This window comes from Salinigranum rubrum (assembly GCF_002906575.1).
Lineage (GTDB): Archaea > Halobacteriota > Halobacteria > Halobacteriales > Haloferacaceae > Salinigranum > Salinigranum rubrum.
On record NZ_CP026309.1, the window covers coordinates 1384105 to 1404000 of the forward strand.

Annotated in this window: 17 protein-coding genes and 3 pseudogenes; 4 read left to right on the forward strand and 16 right to left on the reverse strand. The window is 65.2% G+C overall.

What is annotated here, in order from left to right; genetic code table 11:
- The first annotated feature begins 3 nt into the window (after positions 1-3).
- Positions 4-1173, forward strand: coding sequence for a bifunctional phosphopantothenoylcysteine decarboxylase/phosphopantothenate--cysteine ligase CoaBC (gene coaBC, locus C2R22_RS06805; protein ID WP_103425088.1), 1170 nt, complete (start codon positions 4-6; stop codon positions 1171-1173).
- A 277-nt stretch (positions 1174-1450) separates the two neighbouring features.
- On the opposite strand, the gene C2R22_RS06810 is transcribed toward coaBC, so the two are convergent.
- The 3 genes from C2R22_RS06810 to C2R22_RS06820 form a co-directional block, all read right to left on the reverse strand.
- On the reverse strand, positions 1451-2257 hold the full coding sequence (locus C2R22_RS06810; RefSeq protein WP_103425089.1) for an FkbM family methyltransferase: 807 nt from the start codon (positions 2255-2257) through the stop codon (positions 1451-1453).
- A 250-nt stretch (positions 2258-2507) separates the two neighbouring features.
- Complete coding sequence (locus tag C2R22_RS06815; RefSeq protein WP_103425090.1) at positions 2508-3512, reverse strand: NAD(P)H-dependent flavin oxidoreductase; 1005 nt, start codon at positions 3510-3512, stop codon at positions 2508-2510.
- Between the two features lie 124 nt (positions 3513-3636).
- Positions 3637-4560: a DUF7351 domain-containing protein gene (locus C2R22_RS06820; protein WP_103425091.1), complete on the reverse strand. Its 924-nt coding sequence runs from the start codon at positions 4558-4560 to the stop codon at positions 3637-3639.
- A gap of 170 nt (positions 4561-4730) precedes the next feature.
- Here C2R22_RS06820 and C2R22_RS06825 point away from each other — a divergent pair, with 170 nt between their 5' ends.
- Positions 4731-5345 (forward strand): NADPH-dependent FMN reductase, encoded by a 615-nt coding sequence (locus C2R22_RS06825; RefSeq protein WP_103425092.1) that lies wholly within the window; start codon positions 4731-4733, stop codon positions 5343-5345.
- A complete protein-coding gene (locus tag C2R22_RS06830; protein WP_103425093.1) occupies positions 5342-6304 on the forward strand; it encodes an NADP-dependent oxidoreductase in 963 nt (320 codons plus the stop codon). Before C2R22_RS06825 ends, C2R22_RS06830 begins: the two co-directional genes overlap by 4 nt.
- Before the next feature lie 374 nt (positions 6305-6678).
- Here C2R22_RS06830 and mnhG read toward each other — a convergent pair whose 3' ends face one another.
- The 7 genes and pseudogenes from mnhG to mbhE form a co-directional block, all read right to left on the reverse strand.
- Positions 6679-7101 (reverse strand): monovalent cation/H(+) antiporter subunit G, encoded by a 423-nt coding sequence (mnhG, locus tag C2R22_RS06835; protein ID WP_103425094.1) that lies wholly within the window; start codon positions 7099-7101, stop codon positions 6679-6681.
- Positions 7098-7388, reverse strand: a complete 291-nt coding sequence (locus C2R22_RS06840) for a monovalent cation/H+ antiporter complex subunit F (RefSeq protein ID WP_103425095.1) — start codon at positions 7386-7388, stop codon at positions 7098-7100. Before C2R22_RS06840 ends, mnhG begins: the two co-directional genes overlap by 4 nt.
- On the reverse strand, positions 7378-7965 hold the full coding sequence (locus C2R22_RS06845) for a Na+/H+ antiporter subunit E (RefSeq protein WP_103425096.1): 588 nt from the start codon (positions 7963-7965) through the stop codon (positions 7378-7380). The genes C2R22_RS06840 and C2R22_RS06845 overlap by 11 nt, the downstream gene beginning before the upstream one ends.
- Positions 7962-9652: pseudogene (locus C2R22_RS06850) on the reverse strand (complex I subunit 5 family protein). The gene C2R22_RS06845 and the pseudogene C2R22_RS06850 overlap by 4 nt, the downstream one beginning before the upstream one ends.
- Positions 9649-10035: a sodium:proton antiporter gene (locus C2R22_RS06855; protein ID WP_103425097.1), complete on the reverse strand. Its 387-nt coding sequence runs from the start codon at positions 10033-10035 to the stop codon at positions 9649-9651. The pseudogene C2R22_RS06850 and the gene C2R22_RS06855 overlap by 4 nt, the downstream one beginning before the upstream one ends.
- Positions 10032-10508, reverse strand: a complete 477-nt coding sequence (locus tag C2R22_RS06860) for an MnhB domain-containing protein (RefSeq protein WP_103427601.1) — start codon at positions 10506-10508, stop codon at positions 10032-10034. Before C2R22_RS06860 ends, C2R22_RS06855 begins: the two co-directional genes overlap by 4 nt.
- Positions 10509-10576: 68 nt before the next feature.
- A pseudogene (gene mbhE, locus C2R22_RS27140) lies at positions 10577-12965 on the reverse strand (hydrogen gas-evolving membrane-bound hydrogenase subunit E).
- A gap of 159 nt (positions 12966-13124) precedes the next feature.
- Here mbhE and C2R22_RS06870 point away from each other — a divergent pair.
- Complete coding sequence (locus tag C2R22_RS06870; protein WP_103425098.1) at positions 13125-13379, forward strand: hypothetical protein; 255 nt, start codon at positions 13125-13127, stop codon at positions 13377-13379.
- 17 nt (positions 13380-13396) lie between these two features.
- Here the strand turns inward: C2R22_RS06870 and C2R22_RS06875 are convergent, their stop codons facing one another.
- The 6 genes and pseudogenes from C2R22_RS06875 to C2R22_RS06900 all read right to left on the reverse strand — a co-directional run bounded on the left by C2R22_RS06875 (position 13397) and on the right by C2R22_RS06900 (position 19878).
- Positions 13397-14089, reverse strand: a complete 693-nt coding sequence (locus C2R22_RS06875; protein WP_103425099.1) for a type 1 glutamine amidotransferase domain-containing protein — start codon at positions 14087-14089, stop codon at positions 13397-13399.
- A gap of 323 nt (positions 14090-14412) precedes the next feature.
- Positions 14413-15156, reverse strand: a complete 744-nt coding sequence (locus C2R22_RS06880; protein WP_103425100.1) for a DUF4396 domain-containing protein — start codon at positions 15154-15156, stop codon at positions 14413-14415.
- A gap of 136 nt (positions 15157-15292) precedes the next feature.
- Positions 15293-16600, reverse strand: a complete 1308-nt coding sequence (locus C2R22_RS06885) for an ABC transporter ATP-binding protein (RefSeq protein WP_103425101.1) — start codon at positions 16598-16600, stop codon at positions 15293-15295.
- Positions 16600-17673: an ABC transporter ATP-binding protein gene (locus C2R22_RS06890; RefSeq protein WP_103425102.1), complete on the reverse strand. Its 1074-nt coding sequence runs from the start codon at positions 17671-17673 to the stop codon at positions 16600-16602. The genes C2R22_RS06885 and C2R22_RS06890 overlap by 1 nt, the downstream gene beginning before the upstream one ends.
- Entirely contained in the window at positions 17670-18905 is a 1236-nt protein-coding gene (locus C2R22_RS06895) for an ABC transporter permease (protein WP_103425103.1), read from the reverse strand. The genes C2R22_RS06890 and C2R22_RS06895 overlap by 4 nt, the downstream gene beginning before the upstream one ends.
- A pseudogene (locus tag C2R22_RS06900) lies at positions 18905-19878 on the reverse strand (ABC transporter permease). Before C2R22_RS06900 ends, C2R22_RS06895 begins: the two are co-directional and overlap by 1 nt.
- Positions 19879-19896: the final 18 nt, after the last annotated feature.

The following is a 19896-nucleotide window of genomic DNA, read 5'->3' on the forward strand; positions in this document are numbered from 1 at the left end:
TGAATGCTCGAAGGAGTCAACGTCGCCCTCGGTGTCTCGGGCTCTATCGCGGCCGTGAAGTGCGTCGAACTCGCACACGAACTCCGGCGACACGGCGCGTCGGTCCGTGGGGTGATGACTCCCGCCGCGCGAGGAATCATCCACCCCTGGGCGCTGGAGTTCGCCACCGAGCGCGACGTCGTCACCGAGATCACGGGGCGCGTCGAGCACGTCGAACTCTGCGGGCGCGAGGGCTGGGCAGACGTCCTCCTCCTGGCGCCGGCGACCGCCAACACCGTCGGAAAGGTCGCCAGCGCCGTCGACGACACGCCCGTGACGACCTGTGCGACGACGGCGCTGGGTGCCGGCGTCCCAGTCGTCTGCGCGCCGGCGATGCACGAACCGATGTACGACCACCCGGGCGTCCTCGACGCGCTCGGCGGGTTGGAGGCGTGGGGCGTCGAGTTCGTCGACCCTCGCATCGAGGAGGGGAAGGCGAAGATTGCCACCGAGGCGGCCATCGTCACGGGCGTCGCCCGCGCGCTCTCGGAGAAACCCCTCGACGGGAGACACGTCGTCGTCACCGCGGGCGCGACTGCCGAACCCGTCGACCCCGTCCGCCTGCTGACGAACCGCTCCTCGGGAAAGATGGGTCGGGCGCTCGCGCGCGCCTGTCACGTCCGGGGCGCGACCGTGACGCTCGTTCACGGCACCGGGAGTTCCAGACCAGACATCGACGCCCACTACGCGGACGTCGAGTGGGTCGAGTCCGGCGCGGAGATGCTCGACGCGACGCTCGACGCCTGCGACGACGCGGACGCGCTCGCGTCGGCGGCGGCCATCTCCGACTTCACGGTTTCGAGAGAAGAGGAGAAGATCCGGTCGGGCGAGGCACGGACGCTCGAACTCCTCCCCGCGCCGAAGCTCATCGACTCGGTTCGGGAGGCGTCCCCCGACCTCCCCATCGTCGGGTTCAAAACGGAGACCAGCGGCGACGACGAGGCCATGGTCGAGGAAGCACGACGCGTCATGGACCGTGCGGGCCTCGCGTTCGTCGTCGCCAACGACGCGAGCGTGATGGGGGCAGAGGAGACGCGGGCGCTTCTCGTCGGGGAGGAGTCCGAACCGTTCGCCGGGTCGAAACTGGCGCTCGGCGAGCGAATCGCCGACGAACTGGTCGGGGTTCTCCAGTAAGACGAAGACGGCGCTGTCGACTCTCTCGGTAGCCGACGAGTCTCGGTGGGCGTGTTGCATACCGCGCGTACATCTACCACGCTGTCCCGCTCTTCGCCGAGCGATTGGTAGCGCGCTGACCGTGGGTGTCCGCGTGCTCGCGTATACGGTGTCGACTGGGTTACGCCATCCGATCTGATATTCCGTCCCTTCGTCAACCGTCTCTTGATCATCCCCACCGCTCTCGATTTCTTCGACGTCGGCGAGCCCCGGTTCGCCGCGGTCGCTCTCCCTTGACCTACCCGCCGCTTGAACCGTCGGCCTTTCCTACGAGAAACGTCTCTCCCTTCCCCTGCCGGACAGTAACCTCCGTGACAGAGAACCCGTGGGACACGAGTTCATCCCGGACGTCCGACACCGATACCCCCTGTGCCCGGAGTCGATCCGCGTGCGTTTCACAGTAGACCATCCGACAGTCGGAGCGCGATAACGCCGACTCCAACCCCCTGAGAACTTGGTATTCGGCGCCCTCGACGTCAATCTTGAGCACCGTCGGAGCAGGGAGGTCTTCGTCGGCGATGAAGTCGTCTCCCCGAATCTTTGGAACCGTGATCGTATTGGGCCCTTCGTCACTTACTAGCGAATGGCCGGCCGATCCGATTTTGTCTAACACGATCGACAGCTCCGAGTCCCCCGCCGAATCGGCGAGCGCGTACTCGAACACGGAGACGTCTGCTCCGTTGAGTTCGGCGTTCTCTTCCAACCGTCTGGCGTTTTGGGGATGCGGCTCGAGCGCAATCACGGGTTGCTCTACCAGGTTCGCCATCAAACAGGAATACAGCCCGGTGTTCGCCCCGATATCGTAGAACACATCGTCCCTCCGGATGCTCGAAGCGAGGTCTTCGAGGATCGGCCGTTCTGCAATCGACACGAAGTCAGACCATTCGTTTTGTGTCGGAATCCGGAACCGCGCCCGAGCACCCGAAGCCTCAACGGCGTAGGTTTCACCCGCCAACCGGTAGCGAAGTTGCCGTTCCAGCCGGTACAGAGGATCGATTATCGGATCAGGTCCAAGTGTTTTCACGAGTTGGCGGCCGGCGCCCATACCAGCCAGTAATATAGAAGTCTGTTATATGCGTCGATTTAAATAATAGAGGCATATTATATGAGTCGGTTTAAATAATAGAAGCATGTTACACGTGGTGATTTCAATACTCTCCAAATAGCAAGAAATATTATATGAACTCGTCTGTAGGCACCGCAGTGCTGAATACGCCTCCCTGTACTCAGCACGTCGCTTCTGACAGTGTTCGGTGAGGTCTCAGTGGTCGTACTGCATACAGAGCGCGTATCTATCAGTCGGCTCGTTCCAGTGCCGCTAGTGCTTCTTCAGCGAGACCCGCCACGAGCTCATCTGCTGGTTGCAGTTCTTGGGTTAACCCGACACTCTGGCCTGCATAGAGCGGTAATGCCTCTACGTCCCCACTCATCTCGGGGACTGCAAGTGAATCCTCATACCGCCGAACCGGATTACCATCACCTGTTTCCGCAACAACGTCGCCTTCTCCCGGTCGTTCCGTCGAAGGCTGTTCTGCTGCCTTCCATTCTGCGACAGTCCCGTTTTCGATTACCCGATGCGGCACGTCTGGCCACCCTTCGTCGAAAAGCGTCGAGTAAACTGTATCAGTCTCTTCCGCTTCGATCACCCGTCGTCGATACAGCCGATGGACATAGGCTTCCTCCGTTAGGAGGAACCGCGTACCGAGCCACGCACCAGTTGCGCCGAGTGTGAGTACTGCGGCGATTCCACGTCCATCTGCGATTCCCCCAGCGGCAATGACTGGTGTGTCAGGTACGGCATCAACGACACGGGGAACCAGGGGGAGTGTTGCGACTTCGCTCTGAACGTGGCCGCCTGCTTCCCATCCCTGCGCAACGATGATATCTACACCAGCATCGACAGCATCCTTCGCCTCTGCAGCACTCCCTACTGACTGGAGAACGACCCCACCACGTGAATGGATCTGCTCGATGTATGGCGCGGCATCTCCGAACGAGAAGGAGATGATATCAATACCTTCGTCGAGACAGACCTCCACGTGGGTTTCTGTCGGGACGCTCTTCGCGTCAGAATCCGCAACAATATTGACACCGAAGACGCCCTCTGTCTGCTGTTTCGTTTCAGTGATCGCCTCACGAGTCACCGTTTCATCCCGCCATGTAACGGCCAGCATTCCAAGTGCGCCAGCGTTAGCAACGCTGGCTGCCAAAGCAGGACAAGTCGCACTTCCGATCGGTGCTTGAACGATGGGAACGTCAAGACCGAGAGCATCGGTAAGAGGTGTCGTCAGCTGGGGCATAGCGGATCAGATATGAGATATTGGTTCTTGACTCTGGTGATGAATGCGGTTATGATACTGCTCTGCGTCCGCGGTAGTTTCGCGAGAGAGTTGGGGAAATAGGACACAAGCACGAACTAGTGTTTCACGCTTTTTTGAAATTCTGATTGGATGCGTCACCCTCCGATACGTACGTTGTAACGATCGAGAGGCCCTCATCGAGAGAGGCGGTGAGTGTGTCGCCGTTTTCGGTGATCGATACCTCGATTCGCCACGGATCCGCCGACTCCACGGTTGTGCAGTCATCACTCACACACCAGTTCAGTTGCCAGTAGGACATCGTCTGGAGGTCGAGCCCGTGGTCCCGATAGAATGAAACGACTGGTGGCTGGTCGAGCAACGCCAGACCGATCGTTGAGCACAGGATATGACGACACTGGAGACACGTGTATTCGGTCCGGAGGTCGGCATCGAGACAGCAGTTCTCACCGCGGACGATTTCGGTCCGCATCTGGCCGCTGCACTCCGGACAGACCCCATCCCTAGCGAGGCTGTGGAGATGCCGAACGCGCTGGTTGAACGCTGAGAGCGTCTCGGCCTCGGTACGACCGATCAACCCACCCGGTGGAAACGAATACTGGCCGTGCGTGCGGCCACACGTCGGACACCCGATGGCGAGCTTTTCGTCACTGTACGTTGCAACCAACGTCGCCTCACACTGTGTGCAGTCGTCGCCAGTGTCGATCGGATCAAGATCAGGGTGGGCATTGAACGAGCCTTCCACGGCCGCCTGGACGACGCTCTCTCCGGCTGTCCGGAGTTCGTACCCATCGTCTGTTTTACGAACGAAGTGGCCCGTCAGTTGGCCCAGATGGTAGTTGAATTGGGCGGTGTTATCCGCCCCGGCGTGCTCGTAGAGGGTCGTGAAACCAACCGGGGGCTCATCGGCGTGCCAAAGGGCCTCCAGAATCGTCACCCGAATCTCGTTACCGATCAGTGAAAACGCCTCGGCAGGCCTGAGGCAGTGCTCCGATTTCTGGGCGAGTTCCATCGCCTCCAGCCTGTTCATACTCATCATCACGTCTAGATCGGCAAAAAGCCTCTCTCAACCAGGTTTTTGAAATACAACTGATGTGTCGCCCCGTAATCCCGCTCTCTGCCAAAACGAATTTTTGTAAGTATCCCTGCAAAATGTCAGTGTAGAGAGCATTTTTGTGATGCCTGGGTGTATCTACAGGTATGTCAGATAAAACCGAACCACGGGTCGTCGCAATCTGTGGCAGTCTGCGCGACAACAGTCGGACACGGGTCGCACTCGGTGAAGCACTAACAGCGTCCGAAGAGGCTGGTGCGACGACAGAACTCATCGATCTACGGGACCACGAGTTGCCGAGTCTGAACGCCGTGAACAGGGACGTCCCAGGCGCCAACACGCTACGAAAGACCGTAAATCGGGCCGATAGCGTCCTGCTCGGCACTCCAAATTATCACGGGTCCTATTCGGGAGCGTTGAAGAACGCACTCGACTACTGTGGTCGCGACCAGTTCACGGGAACGACGGTCGGTCTTCTCGAGGTGGCTGCCGGAGACTTCCCAGGGTCGGCCCTCATTCATCTCCGAGCAGTAAGCCGGTCGTTGCGCGCGTGGACGCTACCCACCGAAGTCGCGATTCCGGATTCGCCCTCGGTCGTAGACGAGCGTCGGATCACAGATTCGGACATTGCCGAGCGGATACACCGACTCGGGCAAGAACTCACGTTCTACGCCGGTATGTCGGACTACCCAGAGCAGACCAAACGGATTGCTTCTGCCGGTATCGACAGTAGGGCCACCGACTCACACATGCACAAATGAAAGCGATTCAACTCCAGAAGCCCGAGGGTATCGAGACACTGACCTACGACGATGTTCCCCGTCCCGAACCGGATCGGCACGAACTCCGCGTTCAGGTTCACGCTGCCGGAATCAATCCCATCGACTGGCTCATGTGTCGCGGTGACCTCTCACACCTGCTCGACAGAGAGGTCCCGTGGACGCCCGGCTGGGACGTGTCAGGTGTTATCGAAGCCGTCGGAGCCAACGTAACCGGGTTCAACCCGGGCGATACGGTCTGCGGAATGGCACGCCTTCCCGGTGGGGGAGGGGCATTTGCCGAATACATCACGATGAGGAGCGACGAACTCACTGACAAGCCGCAGTCACTCTCTCATCTGGAAGCTGCGGGCGTTCCGATGGCGGGGCAGACTGCGTTCCACGCACTCTACGAGGAAGGTAATCTTGGTGCCGGACAGCGCGTTCTCATCCATGCAGCCGCTGGTGGCGTTGGTCATATGGCCGCCCAGTTCGCGGCGAATACGGGCGCTCACGTGATCGGAACCGCCTCTGGACGCAACGAGGCGTTCCTCCGCGAACTCGGGGTCGACAAGTTCGTCAACTACCGTCACAAGCGATTCGAAGACGTGGTAGACGACGTCGACGTCGTCCTCGATGCCGTTGGCGGTGACGTCCTCGAACGGTCGGTCGAGATCGTCCAACCAGGGGGCATCGTCGTCACGCTTCCGGAGCCTCCCTCAGAGAGAGTTGTCGAACGATACAACGAGCACGGTGTCGACGTCAGCTTTTTCGACGCCATTCTGGATTCGGACCCGGCGACGCTTCGACGGGTCGCGGCCCACGCTGATTCCGAAGTCGTTGCACCGCGGATCAGTGGCACGTATCCACTGTCCGAGGTACAGGATGCACTCGAGCGGAGCGCAGACGGTCACGTCCGTGGCAAGCTTGTCGTCGACCTCACGGCGGACGCCGATGACTGATAACGGATTTCAGGTCGGAGGTACTGACCACGTTGCACTGTCAGTGCTTGACCGCTACGAGGCGGCAGACTGATACAACGAGGCGCTTGGACTTGAGATCGTCGAGGGGTTCGAACGGTGGGCGAATCTGAGTGCCTATCCGCTCATGATATCCAGCGATGGCGGTGACGCGCTGCTGGCCCTCTTCAAACGGTCCGCCTCAAACTAAGGACAGGTTTCGACATAGTGCTATCCCCCACCTCGTTGTCGGGGTTACCGGATACACACGAGTGGCGTGACGGTGACTATTGGATATCGGCTGCTGAAGTCAGCCTCTCTCTTCAGCACGCACGTCGTGTCAATAATAGAGACATACAGACGTCGTCAGAAACGACTCAGTCGTCGCCGGGCGACGCGCTGCCCGTCTCCGAACCGTCCTGTCCGACCTCCTCGGCGCGCTCGCCCCCGCCCTCGCCGGGCCACTCCACCCCGCCGTAAAAGCCGACGCCCATGCGGTGGGCGGCCTGCGAAATCATGTGCGCGCCCGTCGGCGCGGTGACGAAGAGGAAGACGACGGTGACGAGTCCGATGAGGCCGTCGCCGCCGGGTCCATAAAAGACGAACGCGGCGAGCGCGATAGAGGCCGCTCCGAGCGTCGTCGCCTTCGACGTCGCGTGCATCCGGTTGTAGACGTCGGGCAGTCTGAGGAGGCCGACCGTCCCGACGACGAGGAAGGCGACGCCGACGGCGACCAAGAGGACGATCAGTGCGCCGCGCACCGGGCCGATGGAGACGGCGCTGGCGGCTTCGGCGGTCATTCGATGATGTCCCCCTCCGTGACGTAGCGAGCCACGGTAATCGTCGAGATGAACCCGATGATGGCGAGGACGAGGCTCACCGTGACGAAGAAGCTCTGCGTCGAGAGCATCGCCCAGAGGGCGGCGATGGCGACGACGTTCGTCCCGATGGTGTCCAGCCCCACCACGCGGTCGGGGACGGTCGGCCCCTGGATGACGCGGTACGAGACCAGAAGCGTCAGCGCGGCCGCCGCCACGAGCGCGGCCTGCAGGCTCAGTTCGACGAAGCCGGGGAGTTCAGTCGCCATCGGCCACCTCCCCCTTTCCGTCCCTGGCGGGGTCGGCCTGGCCCTGCGAGACCGGGTCGCCCGGCTTCAGTTCCTCGTCGAAGATGACGAGCGCGTAGTCCTCCCACGTCCGGATGGGTTCGAGGACTTCCTCGGGGTTGCTCCCGTCGATGCTGTGCACGTAGAGCGTGTTCGAGTCGCTGTCGTAATCCATGGTGAGCGTGCCGGGGGTGAGCGTGATGGAGTTGGCGATGGTCGTGATGGCGACGTCCGACTGGACGCGCAGCGGCACCTTGACGACCGCCGGGTGGATGGGCATCGACGGCGAGAGGACGCGGTAGGCCACGTCGACGTTCGCCGTGAGCAGTTCCTTCAGGAACGCGGCGAGGTACAGCATCGCGTAGGGAACCACCCGGATGGTCCGCGAGAGCGGCGTCGACGGCGCGTAGAAGCGGCGGAACACGTACGCGACCGGGAGGCCGACGAGGAGGCCGATGATGAACTCCTCCGCCAGCCGAACGGGCGTGAGTTCGACGCCGCGGACGAACAGCCACAGCACCGCGAGGGCGACGCCCGAGAGAGGCCAGCGGCGGGTCACTCGGTGAACACCTCCGGCTTCACGCTATCGACGTACGTCCCCGTGTCGAGCGCCGCGCGGGCGGCCGCTTCCGCCGTCGCGTACACTGCCTCGAAGCCGACGCCGAACGCGACGAGCGTGACGGCGAGGACGACGACCATCGTGACTTCCGTGGTCAGCGTCAGTTCGGTGAGGCCGCCGTCGGCGGCGAGGCCTTCACCCTCGCCCTCGGTCTCGCCACCGGCAGCGCCGCGGACCCATCGGCTGGGGATGGCGGCGGTAACCAGTTCCGAGGGTTGGCCCCAGAACGCGGCGTTCCACGCACGGGTGTAGTACGCGATGGTGAGAATCGCGCCGAGAAGCGCGACTCCGAGGAAGACTCCCGCGCCCGCCGCACCGGCGGCGAACGCGTCCGCGCCGGCCTGGAAGACCAGCAGCTTTCCGAAGAAGCCCGAGAGCGGCGGGACGCCGATGAGGGTAAGCGCCCGAGGAGGAACGCCCCTGCGAGCACCGGGGTTCGGTTCGCCAGCCCCCCGAGCCGTGCGAACTCGTCGGTACCGACCGTCTCCTTGAGCGTCCCCGAGACGAGAAAGAGGAGGCTCTTCGCGAGGCCGTGGTTGAACGAGTAGACGAGCGCGGCGGTGACGGCGACGACGCGCACGGACTCGGTGGGTGCGGTCGCCGCCAGCGCCAGCGGTAAGACGATGAAGCCGACCTGCGAAATCGACGAGTGTGCGAGCAATCCGTCGAGGTCCGGGCGGCCGACCGCGCCGACCCCGCCGAGGACGATACTCACGGTCGCCATCACGAAGAAGACGGGACCGAAGAAGGCGAGGAACGAGTCGCCCGCGATTCCGGGCAGGGAGACCGGCACCGACGCCGCGGCGAACACCGTGAAGTACAGGCGGACGATGGCGTAGACGCCGACCTTCTTGACGACGCCGGCGAGCATCGCCGTGACCGGTGCCGGTGCGGCCCGGTAGGCGGCGGGCACCCAGAACTGGAACGGCGCGAGGCCGGCTTTCAGCGCGAACACCGAGAACAGCACGGCAGACAGGCCCAGCACGGGGAGCACCGCGACGCCGAACTCGCCCGGTGCGGCCAGTCGCCGGGCCATGTCGGCCATGTTCAGCGTGCCGACTGTCGCGTAGAGTCCGCCGATGGCGACCAACATCACGGCGGAGCCGATGAGGTTCAACACGACGTAGGTGAGCGCGGCGCGGGTGTGCTCCGGTCCCGAGTAGAAGAGGACGAGGATGTACGAGGACATGAGCATCACCTCGAACCAGACGAAGAGGTTGAACACGTCGGCGGTGAGGAACGACCCCGAGACGCCGACGACCATGAAGTGGTAGAGGGGGTGATACGAGAGCCGCTGGCCGAACCCGTCGACGGAGACGACCGAGTAGACCAGGGCGACGAGCGACACCAGCGCGGCAATCGACAGCATGAACACCGAGAGCGCGTCGGCGACGAGCGTGATGCCGAACGGGGCGGCCCAGTCGGAGACGTAGTACACGATGGTCCGCGGCTCGGAGCCGAAGGGGAGGACGACGCGGCTGAACAGCACGCCGACCGCCACGAGGTAGGCGACGCTCCCGAGGATGCTGGTGACGCGCTGGAGCGTGTCGTTCGTCCGGGTGAGCAGCGTCAACACCGCCGTGACGAGCGCCACGAGCAGGGGCGCGACGACGATCTGTTCGGTCACTCGCCGTCACCTCCGTTCGCGTGCGTCCCCGACTTCGATTTCGTCGAACCGGGGGCGCCGCTCCGGCCGAGTTCGTAGACGTCGATGGTGCCGTGCTCCTCGTAGACGCGGTAGGTGAGCACGAGCGCCAGCGCCGTCGTCGCGAAGCCGATGACGATGGCCGTGAGGACGAGCGCCTGCACCAGCGGGTCGGTCGGCGTCGCGTCCCCCGGTGCGACGGGCGCCACCCCGTCGATGCCGCCCATCGTCACGAGGTAGACGTTCGCGGACTGGGAGATGATGCTCACCCCCCAGACCACGCGGACGACGTCCTGGCGCAGGACGAGGAACGTCCCCAGCGCGAACAGCAGACCGAGGACGGCCGCCAGCACCACCTCGGTCATTCGTTGCCCACCTCCCCGAGGATGGTGAGCAGGCCACCGACGACAGTGAAGTAGACGCCGAGGTCGAACGCCAGCGCCGAGGCCACCTCCAGTTCACCGTAGAGGGGGAGGTGTTCGAGGAACAACACTCCTTGCGTGAGGAAGGGCGCGCCGAGGACGGTGGGGACGAGCCCCGACGCGACGGCGAGCGCGAGGCCAGCGCCGAACACCCAGCGGTAGCCGGAGACGAGGTCGTGGTACTCGTCCTCGTCGGCCGAGACGTCCAGCACGCGGCTCTGGAGGAAATCCATCCCGAAGACCACGTAGACGAGGACGAACGCCGTCGCCGTCAGCACCGCGCCGATGAACCCGCCGCCGGGGAGGTTGTGTCCCTGCAGGAGGAGCGCGATGGAGGTGACGAGGATGATCGGCACCACCACCCGCGTGACGGTCCGCGAGATGACCGTCGTCCGCCGGTCGTAGGGGTCGGCGATGAGCGTCGTCGGCTCCTTGCCTCCGCCGCTCCCCCCCTCGTTCCGTTCGTTCCCGCCCGTGTCGGTGCTCACTGTGTCTCACCTCGCGTGCGCATCCGGACGAGCGTCAGGATGGCGAGCGCGGCCATCGCGACGACGCTGATCTCACCCATCGTATCGAGGGCACGGAAGTCGACGAGGATGACGTTGACGATGTTGCCGCCTCCACCGTAGTCGGTGAAGAAGGGGCCGTGCTCGGCCGGCACGCCCGCCCGCTCGGTGAGGAACCGCCGGAGCGAGGGGTCGGGCGAGGCCGACGTGGAGAGCAGCACGGTGAGGAACACCGTCACGCCGACCGCGCTCGCGACGACCGCGTCGCGGACGGCGAGTCGGCGCTCGACGGAGCCGTAGTACGCGGGGAGCCGATCCAGCACGAGCAGGAAGATGACGAGGACGAGCGTCTCGACCACGAGTTGCGTGAGCGCCAGGTCGGGCGCGCTGGCGAGGATGTAGAAGATGGCGACCATGAAGCCCACGATGGAGAGGGTGAGGACGCCCGCGATGTGCGACGGCGCGGCGAGGATGGCGACGGCGGCGACGGCCGCCACGGCGACGACGAGCACCAGCGCCAGCCCGAGATCCGGAGCCAGTCCGGGAAGCCCGGGGGTCGTCGCGGCGTACCCACCGAGCGCGAGCGCGGCGACGGTGGCGAACGCCCACGTCGCGTACGTTCGGAGGAGGCCCGTCTGGACGCGGGGAATCAACGTCGCCGAGAGGGCGTCGAGCCCCTCGACGCCGTTGTCGTACCACCAGTTCGCCCGGACCGGTCCTCGCAGGACCGCGTTCACTCCGTCGTGGAGGCGGTCGTAGAACGGGAACGACACCGCGCCGACGGCGATGGTGACGAGGCTCATGACGAAGTACGGGCTCAGTTCGGTCGGGATACCGACCGAGAACGAGTGTGCCTCGCCGGACACGACGCTGCCGAACACGTCGCCGACGAGCGCGGAGATGAAGCGGTTCGGCTGGACGGAGATGGCGAGGACGAGCACGCAGAGGAGCGCGGGCGGGACGAGCATCGCGAGCGGCGGCCGGTGGACGTGTCCCAACTCGTCGGGCTCTGTCCCGAAGAACAGCGACGCGAACTTGATCGAGTAGAGGAAGGTGAAGACGCTGCCGAAGACGGCGACGACGGGGAAGAGCCACGCCGCGCCGCCGATGTCGACCGCGGCGTAGTAGGCCGCCTCGAACAGCAGTTCCTTCGAGTAGAAGCCGTTGAACGGCGGGAGACCGGCCATCGACAGCGACGCGACGGTGGCGATGACGGCCGTGACGGGGAGGTGTTTGCGGAGGCCGCCGAGTCGCTCTATCTTTCGGGTGCCGGCCTCGTGGGCGATGATGCCCGCCACGAGGAACAGCGCGGCCTTGAAGCTCGCGTGGTTGAGGATGTGGAAGGCGCCGGCCTCCGCGCCGTAGGTGTTCGCGAAGCCGAACGCGGCGGTGATGAGTCCGAGGTGGGAGGCGGTCGAGTAGGCTAAGAGCTCCTTGATGTCGGTCGCCCCCACCGCGAGGATGGCGGCGACGGTCATCGTCAGTAGCCCGAGCACGGCGAACAGAAGCGTCCACTCGCCGAGCGCGAGCGCTTCCTCCCCAGAAAGAGCGGTCGGAAGCGGCCGACGAGGTAGACGCCGGCTTTCACCATCGTCGCGGAGTGGAGGAACGCCGACACGGGCGTCGGTGCCTCCATCGCGTTCGGGAGCCAGACGTGAAACGGGACCTGCGCGGACTTCGTCGCCGCGCCCATCCCGAGGAGCAGGAGGACGGGGACGAGGAGGCCGCTCTCTCGCATCCCCTCCCTGATGGCCTCGCTGTTCTCCAGCATCACCGTGAGCGAGTAGGTCCCCTCACCCACGTTGCCCGAGACCCACACCAAGAGGAGAAAGCCGACGAGCATGAACAGCCCCCCGACACGGTGATGAGCATCGACTTGCGGGCGGCGTACTGGGAGTCGGGTTCGTCGGTGTAGTGGCCGATGAGGATGAACGAGGAGAGGGAGGTGAGTTCCCAGAAGACGAACAGCGCGAGGAGGTCGCCCGCGAGCGCGACGCCGAGCATCGAGCCCATGAAGGCCAACAGCGTCGCGTAGTACTTCGCCTGACCCGGTTCGCCGTGCATGTATCCTCCCGAGTACGTGAGGATGAGCACCCCCACGCCGCTCGCGAGGAACGAGATGAGGAGCGCGAGTCCGTCGACGTAAAAGGCGAGCGAGACGCCGAGCGAGGGAATCCACTCGAAGGACGCGGTTCCGTGAGCCCCGTTCACGTAGAGCGAGGAGACGAGCCCGAAACAGGCGAGCGCCACGGCGGCAGCGAAGTACGCCGTCCGCTCGCCCAGAAGCCGATAGACGAGCGGCGTCGCGGCCGCCCCGAGGAACGGGAGGAACACCACGGCGAGGACGACTTCGGGTGTCGGTTGCACGTGCCCGAGTCGGGGGAGATTCGACTTAGGTGTTGTCAAACGATGCGGTGAAGCCGACGACGGTTCACGGAACGTTCGACCGGTCGCCGGACTGTCGGGTCGTCGGGGTCGTTCGGGCGGACCGAAAGGGATTCACTCCTCCCCCGACATCCAGCGGGCATGAAGACATCACTGCTGGAACTCCTGCCGGAACTCGTCGAACTGCTCCTGTTCAGCGTCGGCGGCGTCGTCCTCTCCGTCGTCGGTGCGTACATCGAGCGGTTCGCGTTCGCCACGGTGGCGAGCGGTCAGCCCGAACTCGGTGCCTGGGCCGCCGTGATGGGCGCGATGGCGCTGTACTTCGCGTACCTGCTCTTCACCGACAAGTTCTATCCGAAGTTCACGGCGTTCAGGCGGTCGCTCGGCGACGCCTGACGCCGCAGCCACCGTCCTCAGGCGCTCGGCGCTTCGATTCCTAGCTCTTCGAGGAGCGTCAGCGCCGCTTCGTGCGACGAGGGCGGGCCGCGCGCGGTCACGAGGTCGCCGTCGACGGTCACGGAGGTGTCCGCGTCGAGTTCGGCGTCCCAGTTCGCCCCGACGGCTTTGACCTCGTCCTCGACCCAGTACGGCAGTTTTCGCCCGTCGGGCATCAGGTCGTGGTCGTCGACGATGCCTTCCTCCCAGGCGTTCGGGAAGCCGGTCACGTCGCGACCGGTGGCGAGGAAGTCGCCCGCCGAATCGCGGGTGAACGCGAGGATGCCGACGGCGTGACACACCACGAGCGCCTTTCCGTCGCCTTCGACGGCCTCACGCAGGGCGGTGCGGGCGTGACGGTCCTGGTTGATGTCCCACTCGGTGCCGTGTCCCCCGGGGAAGACGACGGCGTCGTACTCGCCCGCGTCCACCGCCGCGAGCGGTTCGGGGTCGTTCAACCGTTCGTCGTTCGCGTCGCACTCTGCGACGCGCCGAGCCATCTCCTCGCCCACCTCGTCGGGGTCGACGGAGCGCTCGTCGACCACGGGTGGGTTGCCGGACGGCGTCGCAATCGTGCAGTCGACGCCCGCGTCCGAGAGCGTCTGTAGCGGCTCGATGCACTCTTCTCCCCAGTACCCCTCCTCGGTGACGACGAACAGTGCGCGTGTCATCGTCGATGATTGAGCGGCCACGCGCAAAAGCGGCCGGGCCGCGGAAAGTGTCGTCGCCAGTTGGCAGGCGTTTCGGACTGTGGCGTCGTTTACGACGTGCGACGTGGCTGGTGGTACGTCCGTGAGTGTCGGTGTGACCGAGACCGAACGGGTCGCCGGGGGATGAGACTGCGATTCACGGCGCCCGTGTGGCGTGTGTCTTCTGGCTGTCACCGACCGCTTCGTTCACCGCCCTGTGCGTCCGACGGCGCGTACGTCTACTCCATCTCCCGCGATTCTTCTCACCGTACGTCGACTCGGATCCGCGACACCTGCCTCGCGGGTCAGTCCGTCGACGCTGCCCGGTTCCGCTGGTGCTCGGTTCCCATCTCGGCGGGGTTCTTCATCCCCTCTTTGACGCCGAAGCGGACGAGCGCGGCGTTGATCGGGAACGCGAAGACGAACCCGACGGACAGCGAGAAGACGAGCGCGCCCCAGAACAGCACGTCGCCGATGTTCGCCTGGCTCGCGATCAGCAGATCGGTGCCGATGGCGGTGATCTCCATGACGGTGATGCTGGGCGTCTCGCTGTAAAGCGCGTCGAGCATCGCCTCGCCGAAGCCGACTCCTTCCTGCATGAGCGGACCGACGGTGAGGGCGTAGCCAAACGTGTACGCGAGCGCGAACGTCCCCGCCGTGACGAGGAGCGTACTCTGGAGGGCGAGCAGGCCCGCGAGGAGCACGAACCCGAGGACTTCGCCCGCCCCACAGCCCGAGTAACAGTGCGCCGTCGAGCGGAGGCCGCGCCGCCACAGCGAGTCGTGGCTGATCTGCGTCCGCCCGGAGTACCAGTAGATGGCGAGTCCGAACGGCCCCGAGTAGAGAACGACGAGCGTCCAGACTCCCTTCATCATCGACGGCAGGGCCCGGTTGCGCTTGCGGATGTCCCACCAGAGTACACCCACAGAGGCTCCGACGAGGAGCGCCCAGACGGCCATCACCAGCGGGTCCGACAGGACGGGTTTCATCACGTGTCGTACCGGTGCGAGCGCGTGTTCGATCCCTTTGAGGAACTGTTGGAGTGGCATGGATGACGAGTGAGTCACGAGATGACTCGACAACTCAGCGACGGGGACGGTTCACGGTCGCGCTCCCGAAGTCAATAGTGCTGTGCTTGCAGTACCAGACACTACGGTCGCCCCCGTCCCCCACACCGCGCATCGGTCACTCGTCGGCACCGGGTGCCGTCTCCTCTGCCGGAGCGCTGTCGTACCCTCGGTGGAGGTGACAGGCCACCTCGTGCCCTGTCGCAACGGGGTCGAGGGGCGGCCGCTCGCGGGCGCAGACCGTCGGGAACGCCTCGGCGAGGCGGTCACGCGCTGCGTCGCCTTCCCCGGCGACGATGTCGGTGAGCGCCTCACGGACGACCCGCTCGGCGCTCGGGTCCGACAGCGTGTCGGGGATGTCGAACTCCGCGCGCACCGCCTCCGCGACCCGGTCGTCGTCGACCGTCTCCGCCACGCCTTCACGCTCGCCTGCGACGAACTCGCGGACGGCGTCGACGTCGATACCCTCCTCCCGCAGGCGGACGCGGAGGTTCATCACCGCGCGCCACTCCCCCCTCGTGAAGTCGTAGCCGTCGGGCGGGACGAGTTCGGGACAGCGGGTGTGAAAGCGACAGCCCGACGGGGGGTTCGACGGGCTCGGGACGTCCCCGGTGAGGACCGTTCCGAGGCCGCGCGACCACGGGTCGGGCTCCGGAATCGACGAGAGGAGCGCCCGCGTGTAGGGGTGCTGGGGCTCTTCGAACACCCGCGCCGTCGGCCCGAGTTCGACGATCTCGCCGAGGTACATCACGGCGACCCGGTCGCACACCTCGCGGACGACACCCATGTCGTGGCTGATGAAGACGATTGCGAGGCCGAACTCCGCCTGGACGCGTTCGATGAGCGTCAGGATTTCGGCCTGGACGCTCACGTCGAGCGCGCTCGTCGGCTCGTCGGCGACGATGAGGTCGGGGTTGACGACGAGCGCCCGCGCGAGGGCGATGCGCTGGCGCTGTCCCCCGGAGAACTCGTGGGGGTAGCGGTCGATGTCCTCGCCCGAGAGGCCGACGCGTTCGAGGAGGTCGACGACGATGCGGCGGCGGCGCTCGCGCTCTTTGATGCCGTGGATGACGAGCGGTTCCGCCACCGCTTCACCGACCGACATCCGCGGGTCGAAACTCGACGTCGGGTCCTGAAAGATCATCTGCGCCCGGCGGCGGAACCGCTTCAACTCCTTCGGCGTGTAGGTGGTGATGTCCTCGCCGTCGAACAGTACCTGTCCGCCCGTGGGCTCCTCCAGCCTGAGGAGCGAGGTGGCCGCCGTCGACTTCCCACAGCCGGACTCGCCGACGATACCGAGCGTCTCGCCGCGCTCGACGGTGAAGGAGACGCCGTCGACCGCCCGAACGTGACCCACCTCGTTCTTCAACAGCCCCTCGGTGATCGGGTAGTGTTTCTCGAGGTTCCGAACCTCCAGGAGCGGCATCAGTCGTCACCCTCCGTCCCCGTCTCGGTCCCCGCTTCGCCCGCACCCGACGGCTCGTTCCCCTGTTCGCCGAGGACGACGTCCGGGTCGCCGCCGGGCCCGAAGTGGACGCAGGAGACCGTGTGTGCGACGTCGCTCTCGTTCACGGCGTACCCCGGCGGTTGCTCGCCCTCGGTGCAGGCGTCGACCGCGTGGGGGCAGCGCGCGGCGAACCGACAGCCCGGCGGCGGGTCCGTCGGGTCGGGGAGCGTCCCGCCGATAGAGCGCATCCGCCCGCCGCGACCGGGCAGACAGCCGAGCAGCGCGCGGGTGTACGGGTGGGACGGCCGGTCGAAGAGGTCGTACACGCCCGCCGTCTCCATCACCTTCCCCGCGTAGAGGACGACCACCCGGTCGGCGACTTCGGCGACGACCCCCAAATCGTGGGTGATGAGGAGGATGCTCATCTCGAACTCCTCCTGTAGCTCGACGAGGAGCCTGAGTATCTGCGCCTGGATGGTCACGTCAAGCGCCGTCGTCGGCTCGTCGGCGATGAGCAGCTTGGGGTTGGACGCGAGCGCCATCGCGATGACGACCCGCTGTTTCATCCCGCCGGAGAACTCGTGTGGGTAGTCGTCGAACCGCGAGGTGGCGTCGGGGATGCCCACCCGGTCGAGAAGTTCGAGCGCCCGTTCTCTCGCCGCCTGCTTCGAGACGTCGTCGTGGAGCCGGACCGCCTCGATGAGCTGCCAACCGACCGTATACACCGGATTGAGCGCCCCCTGCGGGTTCTGGAAGACGTGGGCGATGTCGCGTCCCCGGACTTCGGTGAGTTCGTCTTTCGACAGCGTCGCGAGGTCCCGCCCCTCGAACCGGATGGTCCCCTCGATTTCGCCGGGTGGCGTTCGAATGAGTCGCGTGATGGACTCGGAGGCGACGGTCTTGCCCGACCCCGACTCGCCGACGAGACAGACCGTCTCTCCCCGCTCGACCGAAAAGGAGACGCCGTCGACGGCGCGGACGACGCCCTCGTCGGTGGTAAAGCGGGTCCGGAGGTCGTCGACCTCCAGCAGCGGTTCTCGCTCCCGGCTCATTTGTCAGCCCTCGGGTCGAGCGCGTCTCTGAGCGCGTCACCCATGAAGTTGAACGCGAGGATGGTGAAGAAGAGGAAGAAGCCGGGGAACGTCGATATCCACCACGCGGAGTCGAGGTCCGAGCGCCCGGCGGCGATGACCTGCCCCCACGAGGGAATGGTCGGGTCGCCCAGTTGGAGGAACGACAGCGCCGCCTCCGCGAGGATGTACCCCGGAATGGCGAGCGTCGCGGCGGTGATCACGGTCGACGAGACGTTCGGGACGAGGTGGCGGCGGATGACGTAGGCGGCGTTCGCCCCGGCGCTCTTGGCCGCGAGGACGTACTCCTCCTCTCTGAGTTGGAGCGCCTCCGAGCGGACGAGCCGGGAGATGCCGCCCCAGGAGGTGAGCCCGAAGAGGACGATGAACATGAACAGCGAGCCGCCGAAGAGGAACACCAAGAGGAGGTAGAGCAGAAAGGTCGGGAAGGTGAGTTGGATGTCGACGTAGCGCATCAGCACCTCGTCGACCGTCCCGCCCGAGTACGCCGCGACGGTCCCGACGGCGGTCCCGATGGAGATGACGAGCAGGGTGGTGATGAGGCCGAGTTTCATGCTCACCTGCATCCCGTAGATGACGAGCACGAGGATGTCCTTTCCATCAGAGGTGGTCCCGAGCGGATGCGCGAGCGAGCCGTGACAGACGTCGCCGGTCACCTCGCCGACGCACTGGAGGGGAACCGAGGAGTCCACGGTCGTGAACATCGGGGGCTGGTACTGCTGGGTCAGGGCGATTTCGGGGGTGGGGATGAAAATCGGACCGACCGTGCCGACGAAGAAGACGACGATCAGGTAGCCGAGGCTGACGACGGCGAGGCGGTTCTTTCGGAACTGTCGCCAGTAATACGCGGTGAGCCGACGGTTGTCGTACAGCGGGACCACGACGTAAAAGACCATCACGACGAGCGTCAGGATGAAGAGCCAGTCGAGTTGGGTGACGTCCCAGACGAACTCCTCGCCGAACAGCGGCACCGACGGGGGGAGGTCGAACTCGAACGTGGCCGTGTCCGTCGGGACGACGACGTAGTCGTAGACGAACGCGGCCGCGAGGACGGCGAGGACCCCGAGCACGCCGAGGTCACGCCGGGAGAGGACCGTCCGCCCGCCCTCGTCGCTCCAGTCGATGTCCTCGAACGTCTCGTGCTGTGCGCCGTCGCCGCCGTACCCCGTTCTGGAGTCGGTCTCGGTCGCCATCAGCGGTCACCGTAGTCGATGCGCGGGTCGAGAACCGTGTACGCGAGGTCCTGGAACAGGTTGCCGACGATGGCGATGAAGACGCCGATGAGTACGGTTCCAAGCACTAAGGCGGTGTCCTGTGCGATGATGGCGCGGAACGACAACTGGCCGAGTCCGGGAATCCCGAAGACCACCTCGACGAGATAGGAGGCCGCGATGAATATCCCCAGAAGGTCGGAGATGAGGATGGTTACGAGGGGGGCGAGGCAGGCCTGAGGATGTGGCGGGTGAGGACGCGCCACTCGCTCGCGCCCTTCGCCCGCGCCGTCTTGACGAAGTCGGCCTGGACGAATTCGAGGGTGCGCGCCCGCGAGTAGCGCATCAGACCGGCGATGGTCCCCGTCGTGAGAACCACGACCGGCAGGACGAGTTGGCGGGCCATCTGCAACGAGAGGAAGGGCGCGTCGGGGTCGAAGACGACGGGGAACCAGCCCAGTTGGACGCCGAACACCAGCAGGAGAATGATGCCGAACCAGAAGTTCGGGATAGCGAACCCGAAGAAGGCGAAGAACGTCGCCGCGTAGTCGGCTTTGGTGTACTGGTGGGTCGCGGAGTACAGCCCGATAGAGAGCCCGAGGAGGATGGAGAGGATGGTCGTCGGCACGGAGTAGATTGCCGTGTACGGCAGGGCGGCCCAGATGGCCTCGATGACTGGCTGGGAGCGGCTGTCGGACCACCCCCAGTTGAGCGTCACCATGTTCGTCATGTACGTGGCGTAGCGCTCCCACAGGGGACGGTCGAGCCCGCGTGACCGTCTGAAGGCCTCCTCGGCGGCCTCGGCGCTCCCCCCCGCCTGTGCGGCCTGGAACCCCAACTCGGCGGCCTGCTGGTTCGGCGTGACGGCGAGAAGTCCCCACGTCACCGAGAGGATGATGAACGTCGCGACGACGGTCCACAGCAGTCTGCGGACGACGTACCAGCGCAGGCTCATCGACGGGGCGCTCCTCCG

Coding starts and splice junctions, on each gene's coding strand:
- C2R22_RS06820 (WP_103425091.1), bottom strand. CDS start 4,560: ATGAACAGGCTGGAGGCGATGGAACTCGCCCAGAAATCGGAGCACTGC.
- C2R22_RS06810 (WP_103425089.1), bottom strand. CDS start 2,257: ATGGGCGCCGGCCGCCAACTCGTGAAAACACTTGGACCTGATCCGATA.
- coaBC (WP_103425088.1), top strand. CDS start 4: ATGCTCGAAGGAGTCAACGTCGCCCTCGGTGTCTCGGGCTCTATCGCG.
- C2R22_RS06815 (WP_103425090.1), bottom strand. CDS start 3,512: ATGCCCCAGCTGACGACACCTCTTACCGATGCTCTCGGTCTTGACGTT.
- C2R22_RS06875 (WP_103425099.1), bottom strand. CDS start 14,089: ATGACACGCGCACTGTTCGTCGTCACCGAGGAGGGGTACTGGGGAGAA.
- C2R22_RS06840 (WP_103425095.1), bottom strand. CDS start 7,388: ATGGCGACTGAACTCCCCGGCTTCGTCGAACTGAGCCTGCAGGCCGCG.
- mnhG (WP_103425094.1), bottom strand. CDS start 7,101: ATGACCGCCGAAGCCGCCAGCGCCGTCTCCATCGGCCCGGTGCGCGGC.
- C2R22_RS06870 (WP_103425098.1), top strand. CDS start 13,125: ATGAAGACATCACTGCTGGAACTCCTGCCGGAACTCGTCGAACTGCTC.
- C2R22_RS06880 (WP_103425100.1), bottom strand. CDS start 15,156: ATGCCACTCCAACAGTTCCTCAAAGGGATCGAACACGCGCTCGCACCG.
- C2R22_RS06890 (WP_103425102.1), bottom strand. CDS start 17,673: ATGAGCCGGGAGCGAGAACCGCTGCTGGAGGTCGACGACCTCCGGACC.
- C2R22_RS06855 (WP_103425097.1), bottom strand. CDS start 10,035: ATGACCGAGGTGGTGCTGGCGGCCGTCCTCGGTCTGCTGTTCGCGCTG.
- C2R22_RS06825 (WP_103425092.1), top strand. CDS start 4,731: ATGTCAGATAAAACCGAACCACGGGTCGTCGCAATCTGTGGCAGTCTG.
- C2R22_RS06885 (WP_103425101.1), bottom strand. CDS start 16,600: ATGCCGCTCCTGGAGGTTCGGAACCTCGAGAAACACTACCCGATCACC.
- C2R22_RS06895 (WP_103425103.1), bottom strand. CDS start 18,905: ATGGCGACCGAGACCGACTCCAGAACGGGGTACGGCGGCGACGGCGCA.
- C2R22_RS06830 (WP_103425093.1), top strand. CDS start 5,342: ATGAAAGCGATTCAACTCCAGAAGCCCGAGGGTATCGAGACACTGACC.